General features: G+C 72.9%; 16 protein-coding genes. 14 read left to right on the top strand and 2 right to left on the bottom strand.

What is annotated here, in order from left to right:
• The 9 genes from BN2279_RS11395 to BN2279_RS11355 all read left to right on the top strand — a co-directional run bounded on the left by BN2279_RS11395 (position 1) and on the right by BN2279_RS11355 (position 8661).
• Positions 1–1641, top strand: coding sequence for a DHA2 family efflux MFS transporter permease subunit (locus BN2279_RS11395; protein WP_059008581.1), 1641 nt, complete (start codon positions 1–3; stop codon positions 1639–1641).
• A gap of 386 nt (positions 1642–2027) precedes the next feature.
• Positions 2028–2537 carry a cupin domain-containing protein gene (locus tag BN2279_RS11390; RefSeq protein ID WP_059008580.1) on the top strand — a complete coding sequence of 170 codons (510 nt, stop codon included), beginning with the start codon at positions 2028–2030 and terminating at the stop codon, positions 2535–2537.
• A gap of 81 nt (positions 2538–2618) precedes the next feature.
• Positions 2619–3965 (top strand): cation:proton antiporter domain-containing protein, encoded by a 1347-nt coding sequence (locus BN2279_RS11385; RefSeq protein WP_059008579.1) that lies wholly within the window; start codon positions 2619–2621, stop codon positions 3963–3965.
• Between the two features lie 58 nt (positions 3966–4023).
• The gene (locus BN2279_RS11380) at positions 4024–4572 is read left to right on the top strand and encodes a flavin reductase family protein (RefSeq protein WP_079032069.1); all 549 of its coding nucleotides are present in this window, start codon (positions 4024–4026) and stop codon (positions 4570–4572) included.
• Between the two features lie 45 nt (positions 4573–4617).
• Complete coding sequence (locus tag BN2279_RS11375; protein ID WP_079032068.1) at positions 4618–5166, top strand: flavin reductase family protein; 549 nt, start codon at positions 4618–4620, stop codon at positions 5164–5166.
• A complete protein-coding gene (locus BN2279_RS11370; RefSeq protein ID WP_059008577.1) occupies positions 5141–6157 on the top strand; it encodes an NAD(P)H-binding protein in 1017 nt (338 codons plus the stop codon). The genes BN2279_RS11375 and BN2279_RS11370 overlap by 26 nt, the downstream gene beginning before the upstream one ends.
• A 6-nt stretch (positions 6158–6163) precedes the next feature.
• Entirely contained in the window at positions 6164–6529 is a 366-nt protein-coding gene (locus BN2279_RS11365) for an antibiotic biosynthesis monooxygenase family protein (protein ID WP_059008576.1), read from the top strand.
• A gap of 467 nt (positions 6530–6996) precedes the next feature.
• A complete protein-coding gene (locus BN2279_RS11360) occupies positions 6997–8340 on the top strand; it encodes a cation:proton antiporter (protein ID WP_059008575.1) in 1344 nt (447 codons plus the stop codon).
• Between the two features lie 21 nt (positions 8341–8361).
• Positions 8362–8661, top strand: a complete 300-nt coding sequence (locus tag BN2279_RS11355; protein WP_059008574.1) for a hypothetical protein — start codon at positions 8362–8364, stop codon at positions 8659–8661.
• Positions 8662–8732: 71 nt separating this feature from the next.
• Here the strand turns inward: BN2279_RS11355 and sigJ are convergent, their stop codons facing one another.
• Positions 8733–9737 (bottom strand): RNA polymerase sigma factor SigJ, encoded by a 1005-nt coding sequence (gene sigJ / locus BN2279_RS11350; protein WP_059008573.1) that lies wholly within the window; start codon positions 9735–9737, stop codon positions 8733–8735.
• Positions 9738–10043: 306 nt separating this feature from the next.
• Between sigJ and BN2279_RS11345 the strand changes: the two genes are divergently transcribed.
• The 5 genes from BN2279_RS11345 to BN2279_RS11325 all read left to right on the top strand — a co-directional run bounded on the left by BN2279_RS11345 (position 10044) and on the right by BN2279_RS11325 (position 15026).
• Positions 10044–10670: a hemerythrin domain-containing protein gene (locus tag BN2279_RS11345; protein WP_059008572.1), complete on the top strand. Its 627-nt coding sequence runs from the start codon at positions 10044–10046 to the stop codon at positions 10668–10670.
• A 130-nt stretch (positions 10671–10800) separates the two neighbouring features.
• Complete coding sequence (locus BN2279_RS11340; RefSeq protein WP_079032093.1) at positions 10801–11694, top strand: alpha/beta hydrolase; 894 nt, start codon at positions 10801–10803, stop codon at positions 11692–11694.
• 10 nt (positions 11695–11704) lie between these two features.
• Complete coding sequence (locus BN2279_RS11335) at positions 11705–13237, top strand: MFS transporter (protein ID WP_079032067.1); 1533 nt, start codon at positions 11705–11707, stop codon at positions 13235–13237.
• A 119-nt stretch (positions 13238–13356) separates the two neighbouring features.
• Entirely contained in the window at positions 13357–14496 is a 1140-nt protein-coding gene (locus BN2279_RS11330; RefSeq protein WP_059008570.1) for a hypothetical protein, read from the top strand.
• Positions 14493–15026, top strand: a complete 534-nt coding sequence (locus tag BN2279_RS11325; RefSeq protein ID WP_159037191.1) for a hypothetical protein — start codon at positions 14493–14495, stop codon at positions 15024–15026. The genes BN2279_RS11330 and BN2279_RS11325 overlap by 4 nt, the downstream gene beginning before the upstream one ends.
• A gap of 62 nt (positions 15027–15088) precedes the next feature.
• Here BN2279_RS11325 and BN2279_RS11320 read toward each other — a convergent pair whose 3' ends face one another.
• Positions 15089–17443 (bottom strand): tetratricopeptide repeat protein, encoded by a 2355-nt coding sequence (locus BN2279_RS11320; RefSeq protein ID WP_199827707.1) that lies wholly within the window; start codon positions 17441–17443, stop codon positions 15089–15091.
• Positions 17444–17453 lie beyond the last annotated feature (10 nt).

Here is a 17453-nt window from a genome sequence, read left to right as displayed (position 1 = left end):
GTGTTGAGGAAATGGCACGGCAACCCGTGGGCGATTCTGACTGTTCTGTGCCTCGGGTTTTTCATGACCCTGCTGGACCTGACAATCGTGAACGTCGCGATCCCGGACCTGACGGATGATCTGGACGCCTCGCTGGACAATGTCCTCTGGGTTGTCAACGCCTACTCTCTCGCCCTGGCGACGCTGATCATCACCGCCGGACGCCTGGGCGACCTGCGCGGCAAGAGGAACATCTTCCTCGCCGGCGTGGCCGTCTTCACCCTCGCCAGCCTGGCCTGCGGCCTCGCCCAGGACCCCACCCAGCTCATCGCGTTCCGCGCGGTGCAGGGCGTGGGCGCCGCCATGCTGATGCCGCAGACCCTGTCGATCGTCGCCGACGTCTTCCCCCCGGAGAAGCGCGGCGCGGCCCTGGGCATCTGGGGCGCCACCGGCGGCGTCGCGGGCGTCGTCGGCCCGACGCTCGGCGGTGTCCTGACGACCCACCTCGACTGGCGGTGGATCTTCTACATCAACATCCCGCTCGGCATCCTCGTGCTCGTCATGGGCCTCCAGGTCATGCCGGTGACCGGCCGCATGGTGAAGCACCGCTTCGACGTCCCCGGCGTGGCCCTCGCCTCGGCGGCGCTGTTCTGCCTGGCCTTCGGCCTGACCGAGGGCGAGAAGTACGACTGGAACGCCGGCATCTGGGCGCTGATCGGTGCCGCCGTGGTCATCTTCCTGATCTTCCTGGCCTACGAGCGCACCCAGCAGGACAACGAGCCGCTGATCCCGTTCTCGCTGTTCAAGGACCGGAACTTCTCCATCGTCAACTTCATGGGCATCGCCGTCTCGTTCGGCGTCATCGGGTTCTTCCTGCCGACCACCATCTACTTCCAGTCGGTGCTCGGCTTCAGCGCCCAGAAGACCGGCCTCGTGCTGCTCCCGCTGGCGCTGGCCACGATGATGGTCGCCGGACCGGCCGGTGTGCTGTCCGAGAAGTTCGGCGGCAAGTACGTCCTGACCGTCGGCCTCGGCGGCTTCGCGGCCGGCATCACCTGGCTGGTCGCCTCGGCCGAGACGGACAGCGAGTGGACCACGTTCATCGGCCCGCTGCTGGTCATCGGCGTGGGCGTCGGCTGCACCTTCGCGCCGATGGCCTCCGAGGTCATGCGCAACGTCCCGCCGCACCTGACCGGCGCCGCCTCCGGCGTCAACAACGCCCTGCGGCAGGTCGGTTCGGTGCTGGCCGGCGCGGTGATCGGCGCCGTGCTCCAGGCGCAGCTCGCCTCCTCGCTGGTCGACGAGGCGGAGAAGAGCGCCGAGGCGCTGCCCCCGGACTTCCGGGACGGCTTCGTCCAGGGCTTCGAGGAGGCCGGTGACGAGGGCCTGAACGTCGGCACCGAGCAGAGCGCCGGCGCGCTGCCCGACGGCATCCCCTCGGACGTCGTGCGCACCATCCAGGACCTGTCCGGTCAGGTCTTCGGCAACGGCTTCGTGGACGCCCTCGGGCCCACGATGATGGTCTCCGGCGGCATCCTGCTGGCCGGTGCCCTCGCCACCTTCGTCCTCAAGGGCGGCGCCGCCCCCAGCGGCCACGGGCACGGCATGCCCGCCGCCCAGCCGCAGCCGGAGAGCGGCGAGAGCGCCCGCGTCCCCGGCTGACCCCGCCGGCGAACCGGCCCCCTCCAGGCCGTGACCGACGAACCTCACCCTTTCCGGTGAATTTCCTCGGTCGCGGCCTGGAGTGCTTTGCGGGGAAGGCAGGGTTGACACCGGCACCGAACGCGTGTCACGCTTTTTCCGGCGCTCGAAGTATGCCTGTTTGCAGGCCGAGTTGGCGCACTTCACTCAAAAAGAGTCGCGAATCGGCGCAGCTTCCCGATCGTGTTTTCGACCCCCCGGCCGAGGAATTCGCCGGCCGCCCCTCTCGTATTCACCCGGCGTGCATTTCGGGCCGGGTGCTTTCCGCCGCCCGGAGCCCCGGGCGCACACCGGTCGGTCGCCGCGTCGACGCGACCGTTCCGCGAGTCCGCTCACCAGGAGGCGTCATGTCGGTGAAGACAGGAAAGGCAGCGAAGGTCGTCCACCTGGACGACGTCGCACCGATCGGCTACGGCGGCGGCGAGGAGACGCGCGTCCTGCTCCGCGCCGAGGACACCGGCGGACTGTACTCGTTCTACGAGGTGTTCATGCCGCCCGGCGAGGGCTCGCTCTACCACGTCCACGAGGCGATGGACGAGACGTTCTACGTGATCGAGGGCGAGTTCGAGATCAAGATCGACCAGGAGATCCACAAGGCGCCCGCCGGCACCCTGGTGCACGGCCCGCGCGGTGTGGCGCACTCGTTCCACTGCGTCTCCGAGCGGCCGGGCAAGATGCTGTGCACCACGACACCCGGCGGCATCGAGGTCTTCTTCGAGGAGCTGAGCGCCCTCCTGTCCGGCGACACCCGCCCCGCGTGGGAGGACCTGCGCGCCCTCGGCGAGCGGCACGGCATCGTCGCGCACCCGCCGCAGGGCAGCCCGCACGGCGGCCCGCCCACCGGCGACGCCCGGTAACGCGCGACCCGTCGAGCGCGGCCGGAGGCCGGAAGCCACGGCGCGCCGGCCGCGCCCCTTCCCTTCCTCACTGGAGGTGACATGGCAGCGGCCGACGGCCTGCCCATGGAAGCGATCGTTCTGGCCGACATCGCGCTCGTGCTGCTCGCGGGGGCCGTGATGGTGAAACTGGGCAGACGCCTCCACCAGCCTCCCGTGGTCGCCGAGATCGCCACCGGCATCATGCTGGGGCCGAGCGTGCTGGGCCTGCTGCCGGGCGACCTGCCCGCGCGGATCTTCCCGCACGACGGCCTGTCCATGCTGTCGGCCATCGCCCAGGTGGGCCTGGCGCTCTTCATGTTCCTCGCCGGCTGGGAGCTGGACCTGAGCCTGCTGCGGGGCCGGGGCCGCGCGGTCGGCACCATGGCCGGCCTGGCCATGGCCGTACCGTTCGTCCTGGGCCTGGGCGCCGCCGCCCTGCTGTTCGGCAGTCACGGAGCGGACGGCGTCAGCGCGTCGTCCTTCGTGCTCTACCTGGCGACGGCCTTCTCCATCACCGCCTTCCCGGTCCTGGCCCGCATCATCAAGGACAGCCGCCTGTCCAACACCCGGGTCGGCACCATGGCCATGGCCTGCGCGGCCATCGGCGACGTCGTCGCCTGGTGCGTGCTGGTCCTGGTCATCGCCGTCGCGGACGCCGGCGGCGCCGGGCAGTTCGTCTCGGTCGTCGCCTGGACCGTCGCCTACGGCCTGGGCATGGCGCTGATCGCGCGGCCGGTGCTGCACCGCCTCGTGCGCCGCGCGACCCTGCGCGGCGACACCGCGCCGCTGCTGATCCTGGTCGTCGCCGGAGTGTTCCTCTCCGCGTACGCGACGTCCCTCATCGGGATCCACGCCATCTTCGGCGCCTTCGCGTTCGGCCTGATCATGCCGCACGGGCACGCGCCCGCGCTGCACGAGCACGTCGCCTTCCCGCTGGAGAAGGCCGCCGGCATCCTGCTGCCGGTCTTCTTCGTCATCACCGGACTCTCCGTCGACATCGGCGCGCTCGGCACCGGCGGCCTGCTGTCGCTGGCGCTGGTCATCGCCGCCGCCGTGATCGGCAAGTTCGCCGGCGCCGCGCTTCCGGCCCGGCTGTCGGGCATGAGCTGGCGGGAGGCCGGCGCGTTCGGCGCGCTGATGAACACCCGGGGCCTGACGGAGATCGTCATCCTCGACATCGGCCGCGAACTCGGCCTGATCGACGCCGAGATGTTCACCATGATGGTGCTGATGGCCCTGCTGACCACGACCATGGCCGGCCCCCTGCTGCGCGTCCTGCGCGTCGGGCCGGCGGACCTGGCGGCCGGCGGCGTCCCGTCACCCGCCCCCGGCGAGCCGCCCGGCGCGCCCCGGGACGCCGTCGCCACGGGCGCGGGCCGCGCGCCCGTGGCGGAAGGCACCGCCTGACCGGCCGCCCGGCACCCCACCAGACCGACATTCCCGCGACGAACCCCAGGAGGTGCGTGTGACCACCTCGGACACCGAGGCGCTGCACCGCGCGAAACCGGTCGAGGGACGAACCCTGCGCGACGTGTGCGGGCACTTCGTCACCGGCGTCACCGTCATCACCGCGGGCCAGGGGAAGGCGGCGGCCGGTACCACGGTCAACTCCTTCACCTCGGTCTCGCTCGATCCGCCGCTGGTGCTGTTCTGCCTGCACAACGAGTCGCGGCTGCGCGCGGTGGTGGAGGACGGCGGCGCCTATGTCGTCAACTTCCTGTCCGGCCGCCAGGAGAAGCTGGCCCGCGCCTTCGCGGGCAAGTCCACCGCGGCCATCACCGACTGCGCGCACCACGCGTCGGTGACGGGTGTGCCGGTGCTGAGCGAGGCGCTGGCGTTCCTGTCCTGCCGCCTGGTCAACGCCTTCCACGGCGGTGACCACACCATCTTCGTCGGCGAGGTCGTGGAACTCGGCGTCCCGCGCGACAACCAGGAGCCGCTGATCTTCTTCCGCGGGTTCCTCGGCGCGCTGGAGGAGGAACCCCGCGGCGTCCACCCGATCTTCGACGGCTGATCCCGGCGGCCGCCGATCCCGACCACCACGACCCAGGGGGTATTCGTGACTCCAACGGACACGCAGGCACCGGCCCAGGTGAACCCGGTCGCGGGCAGGACGCTGCGCGACGTGTGCGGCCTCTTCGTCACCGGCGTCACCGTCATCACCAGCGGAACGGAGGAGGCGGCGGCCGGTACCACGGTCAACTCCTTCACCTCGGTCTCGCTCGACCCGCCGCTGGTGCTGTTCTGCCTGCACAACGACTCGCGGCTGCGCGCGGTGGTGGAGAGCACCGGCGCCTACGCCGTCAACTTCCTCTCCGGCCGCCAGGAGAAGCTGGCCCGCGCCTTCGCGGGCAAGTCCACCGCGGCCATCACGGACGTGGCCCACCACGCGTCGGTGACGGGTGTGCCGGTGCTGAGCGAGGCGCTGGCGTTCCTGTCCTGCCGCCTGGTCAACGCCTTCGACGGCGGTGACCACACCATCTTCGTCGGCGAGGTCGTGGAACTCGGCGTCCCGCGACAGTCGCAGGAGCCGCTGATCTTCTTCCGCGGCTTCCTGGGATCCCTGGAGGAGGAACCCCACGGTGTCGACCCGGTCTTCGACGGCTGACCAAACCGTTCTCGTCACCGGGGCGACCGGCACGGTGGGGCGCGCGCTCGTCGCGTCCCTGCTGGCCGCCGGCGCCCCGGTCCGGGCGGTCACCCGCGACCCCCTGACCGCGCGGCTCCCGGCCGACGCCGAGGTCATCCGCGGCGACCCCAACGAGCCCGGCACCCTGGCCGGTTCCCTCGACGGCGTCACCTCCCTGTTCGTCAACCCGGCCGCCGCCGGGGAGTTCACCGGCCGGCTGCTGTCCCTGGCCCGCTCCCGGGGCGTGCGCCGCGTCGTGCTGCTCTCCACCGCGGCGATCCGCGACAAGGCCGCCTGGGACACCGACCCGATGGTGTTCTGGCACCGGCTGATCGAGGAGACGGTGACCGCCTCCGGCCTGGACTGGACGATCCTGCGCGCCTCCGAGTTCGCGGCGAACACGCTGACGCACTGGGCGCCCGGCATCCGCGCCGCGGGCGTGGTCCGGGAGGCCCACGCCATGGCGGCGTCGGCGCCCGTCCACGAGCGGGACGTCGCCGACGTGGCCGCCCGGCTGCTGCTGTCCGGCGCGTACGGCGGCGCGACGTTCACCGTCACCGGCCCCGAGTCGCTCACCCGCAGGCACATGGCGCGCATCGTCTCCCAGGCGATCGGGCGCCCCGTCCGGTTCGAGCGGATCCCGCGCGAGGGGGCCGTCCGGCATCTCATGGCGGTGCGTCATCTGCCCGAGGGCATCGCCGAGTCGGTGCTGCGGCTGGAGGAAGAGGCGGCGGGCCGGCCCGCGTTCGTCTCGGCCGACGCCGAACGGATCACCGGGCGCCCGGCGTCGACGTTCGCCCGGTGGGCCGCCGACCCCCCACCGTCCCTTTTCACCACTTCCCGCACCACGAGCACGGGCGACCAGAAGACGCCATGCAAGATTGCTGCCTGTCTCGTGGGCTCGAGGATGTGTAAGGGCAACGGGTCCCTGACCGTCCCCGACCGCCCCGCCGCGCGCAGTGGAAGGTAGCTCCCGATGCAGCTCGACAGCCTCGATCCCTCGACGCCGCTCCCGGCCCAGTTGGCGGAGAAGACCGGCCCCATCGTCCTGGTGAACACCTTCGTGGTGCCGGAGGGAAAGACGGACGAGGTCATCGCCGCCTTCCGGGCCGACGCCGCGTTCCTCAAGAGCCGCCCCGGGTTCCTCTCGGCGCAGCTCCACCGCGGCACGGCGGGCAGCAACCTGCTGCTGAACGTGGCGGTCTGGGAGTCCACCGAGGCACTCGCCGACGCCTTCGCGGACCCCGCGTTCCACCGGAGCGCGCACCAGTTCCCCGAGGGAGTGCGGATCCTGCCGCACGTCTACGAGAAGATCGCGGTCCCCGGCGTCTGCGTCGCGTGACCCCCGCGCGGGGCGCACACGCCCCACCGGTGACATGATCACACCCGGCCGCATGGCGGCTCGGGGGAGTGGGCAAGCTGTCCCTCGACGGACCCCGGCCGGAGCGCTGCGGCACCCCGGCCACCCCGCGCTCGGTGCTCCAGGAGCGCGGCGCGCCACACCAGCACGACCACGGCACGATCACCGCACCATGCCGCGCACCCGATGACGCCGTGCGCGCGCTTCCACCCGCACACGCTGTCGTTCCGCTGTGCCGGGCCCCCGGACGGCCGGGTCCCACAACTCGGGGACCCAGTAATCCGCTTATCACGTTACGCGGGGATGTCCCACAGGTGCAACACCTCCCCGGTCGGTCCCGGGCACGGCCGCCGCCGCACACCGCCGCACCGGGCGGCGTACGGCCGGCGAAGAGGCGACGACGCTCACTCCCCATGGGCGCCCCTCCCCTCGGGAGAAAGGACACCTCCATGACGTTCGCGGCCACCGCGGTCCCGCCGATCGCCCATCACGAGCTGCTGGTTCTGCTCACCCAGGTCGGAGTCCTGCTCCTGCTGGCCATGCTCCTCGGCCGGCTCGCGGAGCGACTCGGCATGCCCGCCATCGTCGGCGAGCTGTCCGCCGGCGTTCTCCTCGGGCCGTCCCTGCTGTCTCACGTGTTCCCCGACTTCGGGTCGTGGCTCTTCCCGCAGGACCCCGGCCAGATGCACCTGCTGGACGCCCTCGGGCAGCTCGGCGTCATCCTGCTCGTCGGCTTCACCGGCATGCCCCTCGATCTGAAACGGGTCCGCAGACAGGGCGCCCGGGCCGCCACGGTCAGCGCCGCGGGCCTGGTGCTGCCGCTGGCACTCGGCGTCTGGCTCGGCTTCCTGCTGCCCGCGTCGCTCCGCGAGGACGGCTCCGACCAGGCCGTGTTCGCGTGCTTCGTCGGCGTCGCCATGTGCGTCAGCGCCATCCCGGTCATCGCCAGGACCCTGATGGACCTGAAGCTGATCCACCGCAACATCGGGCAGATGATCCTCGTCGCCGGCACCATCGACGACGCCGTCGGCTGGGTGCTGGTCTCCCTGGTGGCCGCCATGGCGACCGCGTCCGGCCTCAGCGGCGGCGACGTGGCGACCGCGCTGGGGCACCTCGCGATCGTGCTGCTGATGACCGTCACCGTCGGCCGCGTCGTCGTCCGTCTCGCCATGCGGTGGGCCATCCGCTCCGGCGTCCGGGGGCTGCCCATCGTGACGGCGGTCGTGCTGACCATCCTGTCGGCGGCCGGTACCCACGCGCTGGAACTGGAGGCCGTCTTCGGCGCGTTCCTGTGCGGCATCCTCATCGGCTCGGCCAAGGACATCGACGTCCGCCCCCTGGAGCCCCTCAACACCACGGTCGTCACCGTGCTCGCCCCGCTCTTCTTCGCCACCGCGGGTCTGCGCATGGACCTCACCGCGCTCGCCGACCCGGAGATCGCCCTGTGGGCGCTGGCGGTGGTCACCGTCGCGGTCGCCGGAAAGTTCCTCGGCGCCTTCGTCGGCGGCCTGTTCAGCAGGATGAACAAGTGGGAGTCGCTCGCCCTGGGCGCCGGTATGAACGCCAGGGGAGTGATCGAAGTCATCATCGCCATGATCGGCGTACGCCTCGGTCTTCTCAGCGTCGAGATGTACAGCATCATCGTGCTCGTCGCGGTGCTCACCTCCCTCATGGCCCCGCCGCTGCTGCGGCTGGCCATGACCCGGGTCGAGCACACGGCGGAGGAGGACCTCCGCGAGCGCCGGGTGCTGGACCTCATGGGCGCGCCCGCCGACAAGGACCCCACCACGTAACACCCAGTGGAAGGACGTCACATGTCCGCGACCGAGCGCACCGCGCACCGCCCGGAGCCGGCCAACCTCGATCAGCCCCAGCTCTCGGTGGTCGCGATCTTCGTGACCGGACCCGGCACCGTCCGGCGCGCCGGACGAGCACCCCGGCACGAGCAGCCACCACCGCCGCCGCAGGCCGCCTGGACCGCCTGGACCGCCGAACAGGAGGAGGAGTACAAGGCGATCCTCACGCAGGTGCGGGACCGGTTCACCCCACCCGTCCGGAACCCTCTCGCGGCCCGCGACGCCCGCACGGGACTGCTCCCGCTCACGGCCGCCTGACGGCCACCACCGCCCGGCCCCGAGGGAGTCCCCCCTTCGGGGCCGGGTGTCACCGCCGGCCCGGCGCGCCCCTACCCGGCGTCGGCCGGGTCCCGGTCGTCCTCGCCCGCCGCCGGGTCCTCGGCGAGCCGGACGTGGGCGAGCTTGTCGGGGTTGGTGACCGCGTACACCTCGCGGACCTGGTCCCCCTCCGGGGTCAGGTCCATCACGACGACCGCGTACGGCGAGTCGCCGGAGAAGACCACGGCCGACTGGTCGCCGTTGACGTGCATGTAGCGCACGTCGAAGTTCTTCGGCGGCCGGGACGCGTAACCCGCCATCAGGCGCGCCACCTTCTCCCGGCCCTTGACCGGACGCAGCCCGGCCGACCGGGTCTTGCCGCCGCCGTCCGTCCAGAACGTGACCTCGGGCGCCAGCATCTGCATCAGCGCCGCGATGTCACCGCCCATGGCGGCCTCGACGAAACGTTCGGTGATCCGCCGCTGGAGGTCCGGATCGGCCTGGTAGCGGGGCCGCCGGGCCTGCACGTGCCCCCGCGCCCGGTGCGCGAGCTGACGCACCGCCGAGGGCGTACGGCCAAGGATCTCGGCGATCTCCGTGTGCGCGTACCCGAACACCTCGTGCAGCACGAACACCGCCCGCTCCAGCGGCGTCAGCGTCTCCAGCACCACCAGCAGCGCCATCGACACCGACTCGGTGCGCACCGCCTGGTCGGCGGCGTCGTCGGACTCCGACGCGTCCGTGACCAGCGGCTCGGGCAGCCAGGGACCGACGTACGTCTCGCGGCGGCGGCTGATCGTCGCCTGGCGCGCGAGGGCGTGGTTGACGGCGATCCGGATCAGGTAGGCGCGGGGGTTGTCGATCTCCGGCGCCGTGGCCTGACCGGACTTCCGGGCCCACGACAGCCACGTCTCCTGGAGCACGTCCTCGGTGTCCGCGACGCTGCCCAGCATGTTGTAGACGATGGAGAACAGCAGTTCACGGTGGCCGACGAAGACGGTCGTCGCGGCCGTGACGGACGGGTCCTCCGGGCCGGTGCCGTTGCCTGCCGGGCTTCCCGACGGGGTGTCGGACATGGTGTGCCTCCCGTGTGGTGCGCTCCGCCGATGAGAGGGCCGCCGGGCACCGGAATGTGACATCGGCACGGCCGCCGCCGGGAAATGTGGTCTGCGTCTCACCCCGGCCCGCCGATGTCACATCCACGCCGCCGCCTCCCTCTTGGCAGCGGGGAACGGAGCGTGAGCACGCCCGGCGCATCGTCCGGTGACCGGATTCGGCGCCGGGACCGCGGGGTCCACCGTCCGGACCCGGCGGAAGCGGCCCCCGCGCATTCCGCCGCAGAACCGATGAATCGCCAGCCCAGAGAAGGGACAGCGCGCATCATGACCGACGCGCAGCAGGACCACATCAACTTCGACGTCATGTTCGCGACGCACGACGCGTTCCGCCGCGACCTGGAGCGCCTGGAGGCCGCCGCCCTCGCCGGCAAGACCGACACGCCCCAGGTCCGCGCCGGCTGGGAGAACTTCAAGCACCAGCTCCACATCCACCACACCGTCGAGGACGAGCGGCTGTGGCCGACGGTCCAGAGCAAGGTCGGCGACGCCCCCGGCCCCAACGAGCTGCTGCGCGAGATGGAGGCCGAGCACGCCCAGCTCGACCCCGTCCTCACCGCGGTCGACGAGGCGCTGGCGACCAAGTCGCCCGACCTCGTCGAGAAGATCAAGGAACTCGGCGCCGTGCTCGGCTTCCACATGAAGCACGAGGAGGAGAACGCCCTGCCGCTCATCCAGGAGACGTGCACCAACGCCGACTGGAAGAACTTCGCCGCGGGCATGGCCCGCGCCCAGGGCATCAAGGGCGCCGCCGTCTACATCCCGTGGATCCTCGACGACATCTCGGAGGCCGACCGCCAGAGGTTCCTGGTGAACATGCCCCCGCCCGCCCGCGCCCTCAACAAGCTCTTCTGGGAGTCCAGCTACCGGAAGAAGCACCTCTGGCAGTACTGAGCACCGATCCGCGGGGCGCGTCCACATGACACCGGCCCCGTCGCGTCCCCGGACCTTGTCCCCGCCGGGGGCCCGGCGCGGGCCGGACAGCCGTACGCACCATCCCCGAAGAAGGAGCAGTGACGTGCAGATGCCCACGCCCACCCTCGACGCCTCGCCCGGAGTACGGCGTGTGACCCTCGACCCCGCGGGCGTCACCCTCTCCGGCCTCCTCATCGAGCCGGAAGGCCCCCCGCGCGCGGCCGTCGTCGCCCTGCACGGCGGCGGCATGAGCGCCGGCTACTTCGACGGCCAGGCCCACCCCAGCACCTCCCTGCTGGCCCTCGGCGCGAGCCTGGGCTACACCGTCCTGGCGGTGGACCGGCCCGGCTACGGCCACTCGGCCGCGCAGCTCCCCGAAGGCGCCACCCTCGCCGAGCAGTCCGCCGTGCTGCACGCCGCCCTGGACGACTTCGCCGCCCGGTACGACACCGGCGCCGGGCTGTTCGTCCTCGCCCACTCCTACGGCGGCAAACTGGCCCTGACCGCCGCCGCCGACGACAGCCGGGGCCGCTGGCTCGGCATCGACATCTCCGGCTGCGGCCACCGTTACGCCGCCCGCCTCGACGACCAGTCCACCGGCCGGCGGCACGGCCACTGGACCCTCAACTGGGGCAAGCTCAGCCTCTACCCGCCCAACACCTTCCGCTTCTCCACCGCGCTGGTGAAGCCCATGCCGCCCAGGGAACGGCAGGAAGCCGCCCGCTGGTCCGAGATCTTCCCCGGCGTCGCCGCCCGCGTCCGCGTCCCCGTCCGCCTCACCTTCGCCGAGCACGAGACGTGGTGGCACCACGCCGAGGCGACCGTCGCCGACCTCACCGCCCGGCTCGCCGCCCCCCGCGTGCTCGTCGACCGCCAGCCCGGCACCGGCCACAACATCAGCCTCGGCTGGTCCGCCCGCGCGTACCACCTCAAGGCGCTGGCCTTCTTCGAGGAGTGCCTCGCCGGGCGCGCGTCGGCTGCCCGCGCGCCGGCCCGGGTATGACCGAAGGACCATGAAGAAGATTCTCGCCACCACGTTCCGCTCCCTGTCCGTCCGCAACTTCCGGCTCTTCGCGGGCGGACAGGTGGTCTCGGTCGCGGGCACCTGGATGATGGTCGTCTCCCAGGACTGGCTCGTGCTCGGCATGACGGACGACTCCGCGACGGCGCTGGGCCTGGTGACGGCCCTCCAGTTCACGCCGCTGCTCCTGCTGACGCTGTACGGCGGCAAGCTCGCGGACCGGTACGACAAGCGGCTGCTGCTCACTGTCGCCAACGTGATCTCCGGCGTCCTCGCCCTCGCCCTGGGCCTGCTGGTCGTCACCGACGCCGTCGCGCTGTGGCACGTCTACCTGTTCGCGCTGGCCCTCGGCACGGTCAACGCCGTCGAGGTGCCCACCCGCATGGCGTTCGTCAGCGAGATGGTCGGCGCCGACCTGCTGCCCAACGCGTCGGCCCTCAGCGCGGCGTACTTCAACATCGCCCGCGTCGTCGGCCCGGCCGTCGCCGGACTCCTCATCACTGCCTGGGGCACCGGCCCGGTGATGCTGCTCAACGCCGCCAGCTACCTGGGCACCGTCGTCGGCCTGCGGATGATGCGCCCGTCCGAACTCCTCCGCGAGAAGCGGGACACGGCCCGCGCCGGGGTGGCCGACGGCCTGCGCTACATGCGGGGCCGCCCCGACCTGATGCTGCCGATCGCGCTCGTCGCCGTGATCGGCCTGTTCGGCCTCAACTTCCAGCTCACCGTGCCACTGATAGCCAAGACGGTCTTCGACGCCGACGCCACCTCCTTCGGCCTGCTGACCACTTCCCTGGCCGCCGGCTCCCTGATCGCCGCCTTCGCCGCCACCGGCCGGCGCGGACGCCCCACCGCCCGCACGGTCATCGGCGCCGCCCTGGCGTTCGGCGTCACCGAGACCCTCACCGGCTGGGCACCCACCTACGGCGCGGCCGTGGTGCTGCTGGCGCTCACCGGCTTCACCTCGATCTACTTCGCGCAGGCCGCCAACCACCGCATCCAGCTCGGCAGCGACCCGGCGTACCGGGGCCGGGTGCTGGCCCTCTACACGCTGATCCTCCAGGGCTCCACACCCCTCGGCGCGATCCTCGTCGGCTGGCTGTCGGAACTCCTCGGCGCCCGCTCCGGCCTGTACGTGGGCGGCCTGGTCTCCCTGGCCGCCCACGTACAGGCCGGAGCGGGCGGCCGGGGGAGCGGGCAGGCAGCCGACGAGGGGCCCGCCGGGGGGCGGGGCGGCCCGGGGGAGTCGGCGCGCGGAGGCCCGCAGCAGGGCCCGGGTCCCCCCCCCCCCCCGGCGCGGCGTCCTCCGGGGGGGGGCCGCGGCCCCCCCCCCCCCCCCCGGGGGCCCCGGGGGGGGGGCCCCCGCCCCCCCCCCCCCCCCCCCCCCCCCCGCCCCCCCCCGCCCCCCCCCCCCCCCCCCCCCCCCCCCCGGTGGGGGGCGCCGCGCGGGCCGCCGCCGCAAGCGTTCTGCAAGGGTGTTGCAAGCGATCGGCCGGACTCCCGGGGCATGACCCCCGGCGGATGAAGTATCCGTCGCACCCGATGGGGGATGTCATGTCGACAGGGGCACGGCGCACAACGCCCGCGCTGGTTCAACGGGGGGAGTGGAGCACCGTCACGGACTGCAAAACGGTCCTGGCGGTCATGCACACCTTGCCCTACGCACACCGTCTCAAGCACATCATCGCGCTTCTCCGGTCCGACCTGCGGGTCAACGTCGTCTTCACCGTCGCGCCGCACGCCTTCGGCGCCGGCGTACCGGAGCACCTGCGCGACGAAGGGATCACGGTCGTCCCGTGGAAGGACGCCGTGCGCACGGAGTTCGACCTGGCCCTGGCGGCCGGTTCGCAGGGGATCGACCAGATCCGGGCACCACTGATCCGGATGTCGCACGGCGCCGGGCACATCAAGCTGCTCCGCCGGGTCCGCGACGGCGAGCCCCGGACCCCCGGGCTGCTCAGCCGCCGCAACCTCGTCCGCGCCGGGCGCGTGGTCCCGGCGGCCGTCGCGCTCTCGCACGAGCGGTACCTGGACGTCCTCGCGGACTCGTGCCCCGAGGCGCTCCCCGTGGCCGCGGTGGTCGGCGACCCGTGCCACGACCGGATCGTGGCCGGCCTGCCGCGGCGCGACGCGTACCGGCGGGCGTTCGGGCTGGACGAGGGCCAGCGGCTGGTGACCGTCACATCCACGTGGGGGCCGTCGTCGGCCTTCGGGCGCCTCGACGCCCTGCTGCCGAGGCTGCTCGGCGAACTGCCCGCCGACCGCTACCGCACCGCCGTGCTCGTCCACCCCAACGTGTGGGCCGGACACGGGGGCTGGCAGGTCCGGGGCTGGCTGGCCGAGTGCCGCCGCCGCGGCGTGACGCTGATCCCGCCCGACGCCGACTGGGAATCGTGGCTGCTGGGGAGCGACGGCATCATCGGGGACCACGGATCGGGCACGGCGTATGGCAGTCTGACCGGCGTGCCGATATTGATGGCCCGCCATCCGGGTCGTGACATCGCCTCCGACTCCCCGGCCGCCGCCCTGGCGGCCCTCGCCCCCGCCCTGTCCCCGGCCCATCCGCTGCCGGACCAGCTCCGCTACGCGGCCGAGCGGTACCGCTACGAGGACTACCGGCGCGTCGGCTCGCTGCTGACGTCGGAGCCGGGACGGTTCAACGAGCTGATGCGGTCCCTGATGTACCGGCTGCTGGGGCTCGGCGAGCCGGCGTTCGCCCCGGACACCGACCCCGCGCCGCTCCCGCCGCGGCTGACGGCGTGGGGGCCGGGGGTGTGCCCATGACCGCCCACGTGGTCGACGTCCGGCTGGCCCGGATCGACCGGGGCCGGTGGCCGACCGGGAGCGCCGCGTCGGCCGTCGTCTTCGCGGCCTGCCGGACCGCTGTCCACCTGGGGTTCGTCCGCTCCTGCGACCTGCGGTGGCCGCCGCCGGACGACCCGGAGACCGGCCGGTCCGACGTGCCGGCGCGGGACACGCACGTACGCGCTCCCCTCGGGACCCGGTGGGCGGACATCGCGGACGTCCTGACCGCGGCACCGGCCGGTTCCGCCCGAGAGGCGGAGCAGCGCGCCGCCGCCCTGCGCGCACGGTTCTCCGGGTGCCTGGTGGCGGCCGTCCCGGTGACCGGAGGCGGTGCCTGCGCCATCGCGGTCCGTGGCGGCGACGACCGCTTCGCCACCCTGCCCTCGGTCCCGGAGTCAGGACCCCGCTGGGAGGCGTTCGTGTCGTTCCTGCACGCGTGGGTCGTCGCCGGCCGGCCGCTCGACGTGCTGCTCCACGCGGACGTCCGCCCGTTCGAACTGCGCGAGTGAGGGCGGGGGCCGGCCGCGGAGCGGTGACCCCGCCCGCGGCCGGCCCTCGGCCGGAGCAGCGCTCACAGAACCCGCAGGCGGCTGTCCACGCGCCTCGCGTCCCTCGGGCTGAGACCGCGGAAGACGGCCGCGGCCCGCTCGTACCACTCCCGGGCGGCCGGTTCGTCGCCCCGCCGCTCCGCCGCCTGCCCCAGCATCTCCGCCGTGCGGGCCTGCCAGTGCGGGGAGCCGGTCCGTTCCAGCTCGCCGAGCGCGTGGACCAGTCGCTCCTCACCCCGCCGGGTGTCACCTCCCAGGGAGGTGGCGTGCCCGAGCAGCGCCAGGGCCCGCGCGGCGTCGTACGGATCGGACACGGCGAGCAGGCCCTCGCGGGCCAGAGCCAGTTGGCGCACCGCCTCGCCGTGGTGCCCGCGCTCCAGGGCGACTTCACCCAGCACCAGGCGGGTGAGCGCCACGCCGCGCCGGTAGCCGATGGCCTCGCGCAGCTCCAGAGCCCGGTGCAGGAAGCCCTCGGCCTGCTCCAGCCGCCCGGCGCGCATGCCGGCGACCCCCAGCCCGTTGAGGGCTTGGGCCTGTTCCCGGAGATCGCCGTCCTCCACGGCGAGCCGCAGCGCCTGCTCGTACCACTCCGCGGCTTCCTCGTGCCGCCCGGCGTTGCGCAGCCCGTTCCCCCCGGAGGTCAGCAGCCGGCTGACCGCCCTGCGGTCCCCGACGCGCCGAGCGGCGACGAGCCCGAGCTGATGGGCCTCGATCCACCACTCGGCGGGCCGCAACCGGAGGAACAGGGGCCAGCTCGCGTCGACCAACTGCCAGCAGGCCGCGTCCCACCCCGCCTCCGCGCAGTGCCTGACGGCGGCCGTGAGTGTTTCGCGATGGGCGGCCAGCCACGCCAGGGCCTGTCCGGCGTCGTCCCCGAACGGCACGGGTTCGGTCGGCTCGAAGTCGTACCAGCGCGGCAGGGTCCGGTGGCTGGGGGAGAGGATCGCCTCGGCCGCTGTCGCGGTGTACAGGCACCAGTCGACGAACCGCCGCATCCGCGTCCGCGCGGTCGCCGTTCCCTCGTCCTCGCCGCGCTGACGGGCGTGGGCCGCGACCAGATCGTGGAACCGGAAGACCCCGGGTTGCAGCTCCTCCAGGAGGTTCGTCTCCACCAAGGCGTCCAGCAACCGGTCGGCGTCGAGCAGCGACACCTGGGACACGGCCGCGACCATGTCCTGGTCGAACCGTTTGACGGGCAGCGTCCCCAGACAGCGGTAGACGGCGGCCACGTCACCCGGTAACGACCGGTACGACTCGTCCAGAGCGGCGCCGATCGCCGCCTCCCCCTCCACCCGCAGCTCCTCCAGCGGACCACGGCCCCGGGCGAGGGAGTCGGCCATCACCGAAACCGACTGCCGTGGCCGGGCGGCCAGCCGCGCGGCGGCCAGACAGACGGCGAGCGGCACGTACGCGCACAGCGCGAGGATGGTGCGCGCCGCGTCCGGCTCCCTCACGACGCGCTGCCCGCCACCGCCCCGGTGCAGCAACTCCATCGCCGCCTGCGGCTCCAGTGCGCTCACCTGGTGCAGATACGCGCCGTCGACCACCAGCCCGGTCAACTGTTTACGGCTGGTGACCACGACCAGGCTTCCCGGGCCACTGGGCACCAGGGGGCGCACCTGAGCCGCCGTGAACGCGTTGTCCAGCACCACCGCCACCCGGAGATCGGCGGTGAACGTCCGCCACAGCGCGGCCTTCTCAGCGGTCTGCGCCGGAACTTCCGACGCACCCAGCGCGCGGAGGAAGCCGTCCAGGACGTCCCCCGGCTCCATGGGGCCCGAAGGCGAGTAACCGCCGAGGTCGGCGTAGAGCTGGCCGCCCGGGAACTCGTCGGCGATTCCCCCCATCCAGCGACACACCAGGGCCGACTTCCCGATCCCGGCCGGGCCGCTCACCACGATGAGCTGAGGCGCCGATCCCGGATGGGTGCTTCTGCACTCCCGGAGTTCCGCCAGATCGGTGTCCCTGCCCACGAAGTGCGGCGACACCGGCGGGATCTGGCGGGGCACGGGCGGCGCGGGCGGCGGAGCCTGCACCTGCTGGACATGGATGCCGCCGTGGACGTCCCGGGCCTGCACGCTCGACCCGAGGATCCGCACCGAGCCGCTGACGGAGTTGACGTGGGCCGCCCGCTCCCGCAACCAACCGTCCAGCGCGTCCCGCAGCGAGCCACTGCTCCCGGCCCGCCCCACCAGGGCACCGGCCAGCTCCCGGGCCCGCGCCGGGTCACCACCGGACCGTACGGCCGCCCACCCGGCGGCCAGCTCCGGGTACACCCGGAGAACGTCACCGAACTCGAGGTGGGCGGCGGACTCCCGATCGGCGCCGACCGACAGCAGGGCCGCCGTCACCGCGTCGATGTGCTCCTGTTCCCGCATGCTCCCCCTT

This window comes from Streptomyces specialis (genome assembly GCF_001493375.1).
GTDB lineage: Bacteria > Actinomycetota > Actinomycetes > Streptomycetales > Streptomycetaceae > Streptomyces > Streptomyces specialis.
Note: the sequence above shows the minus strand (reverse complement) of the source record. Positions and strands in the feature narration are given on the sequence as shown.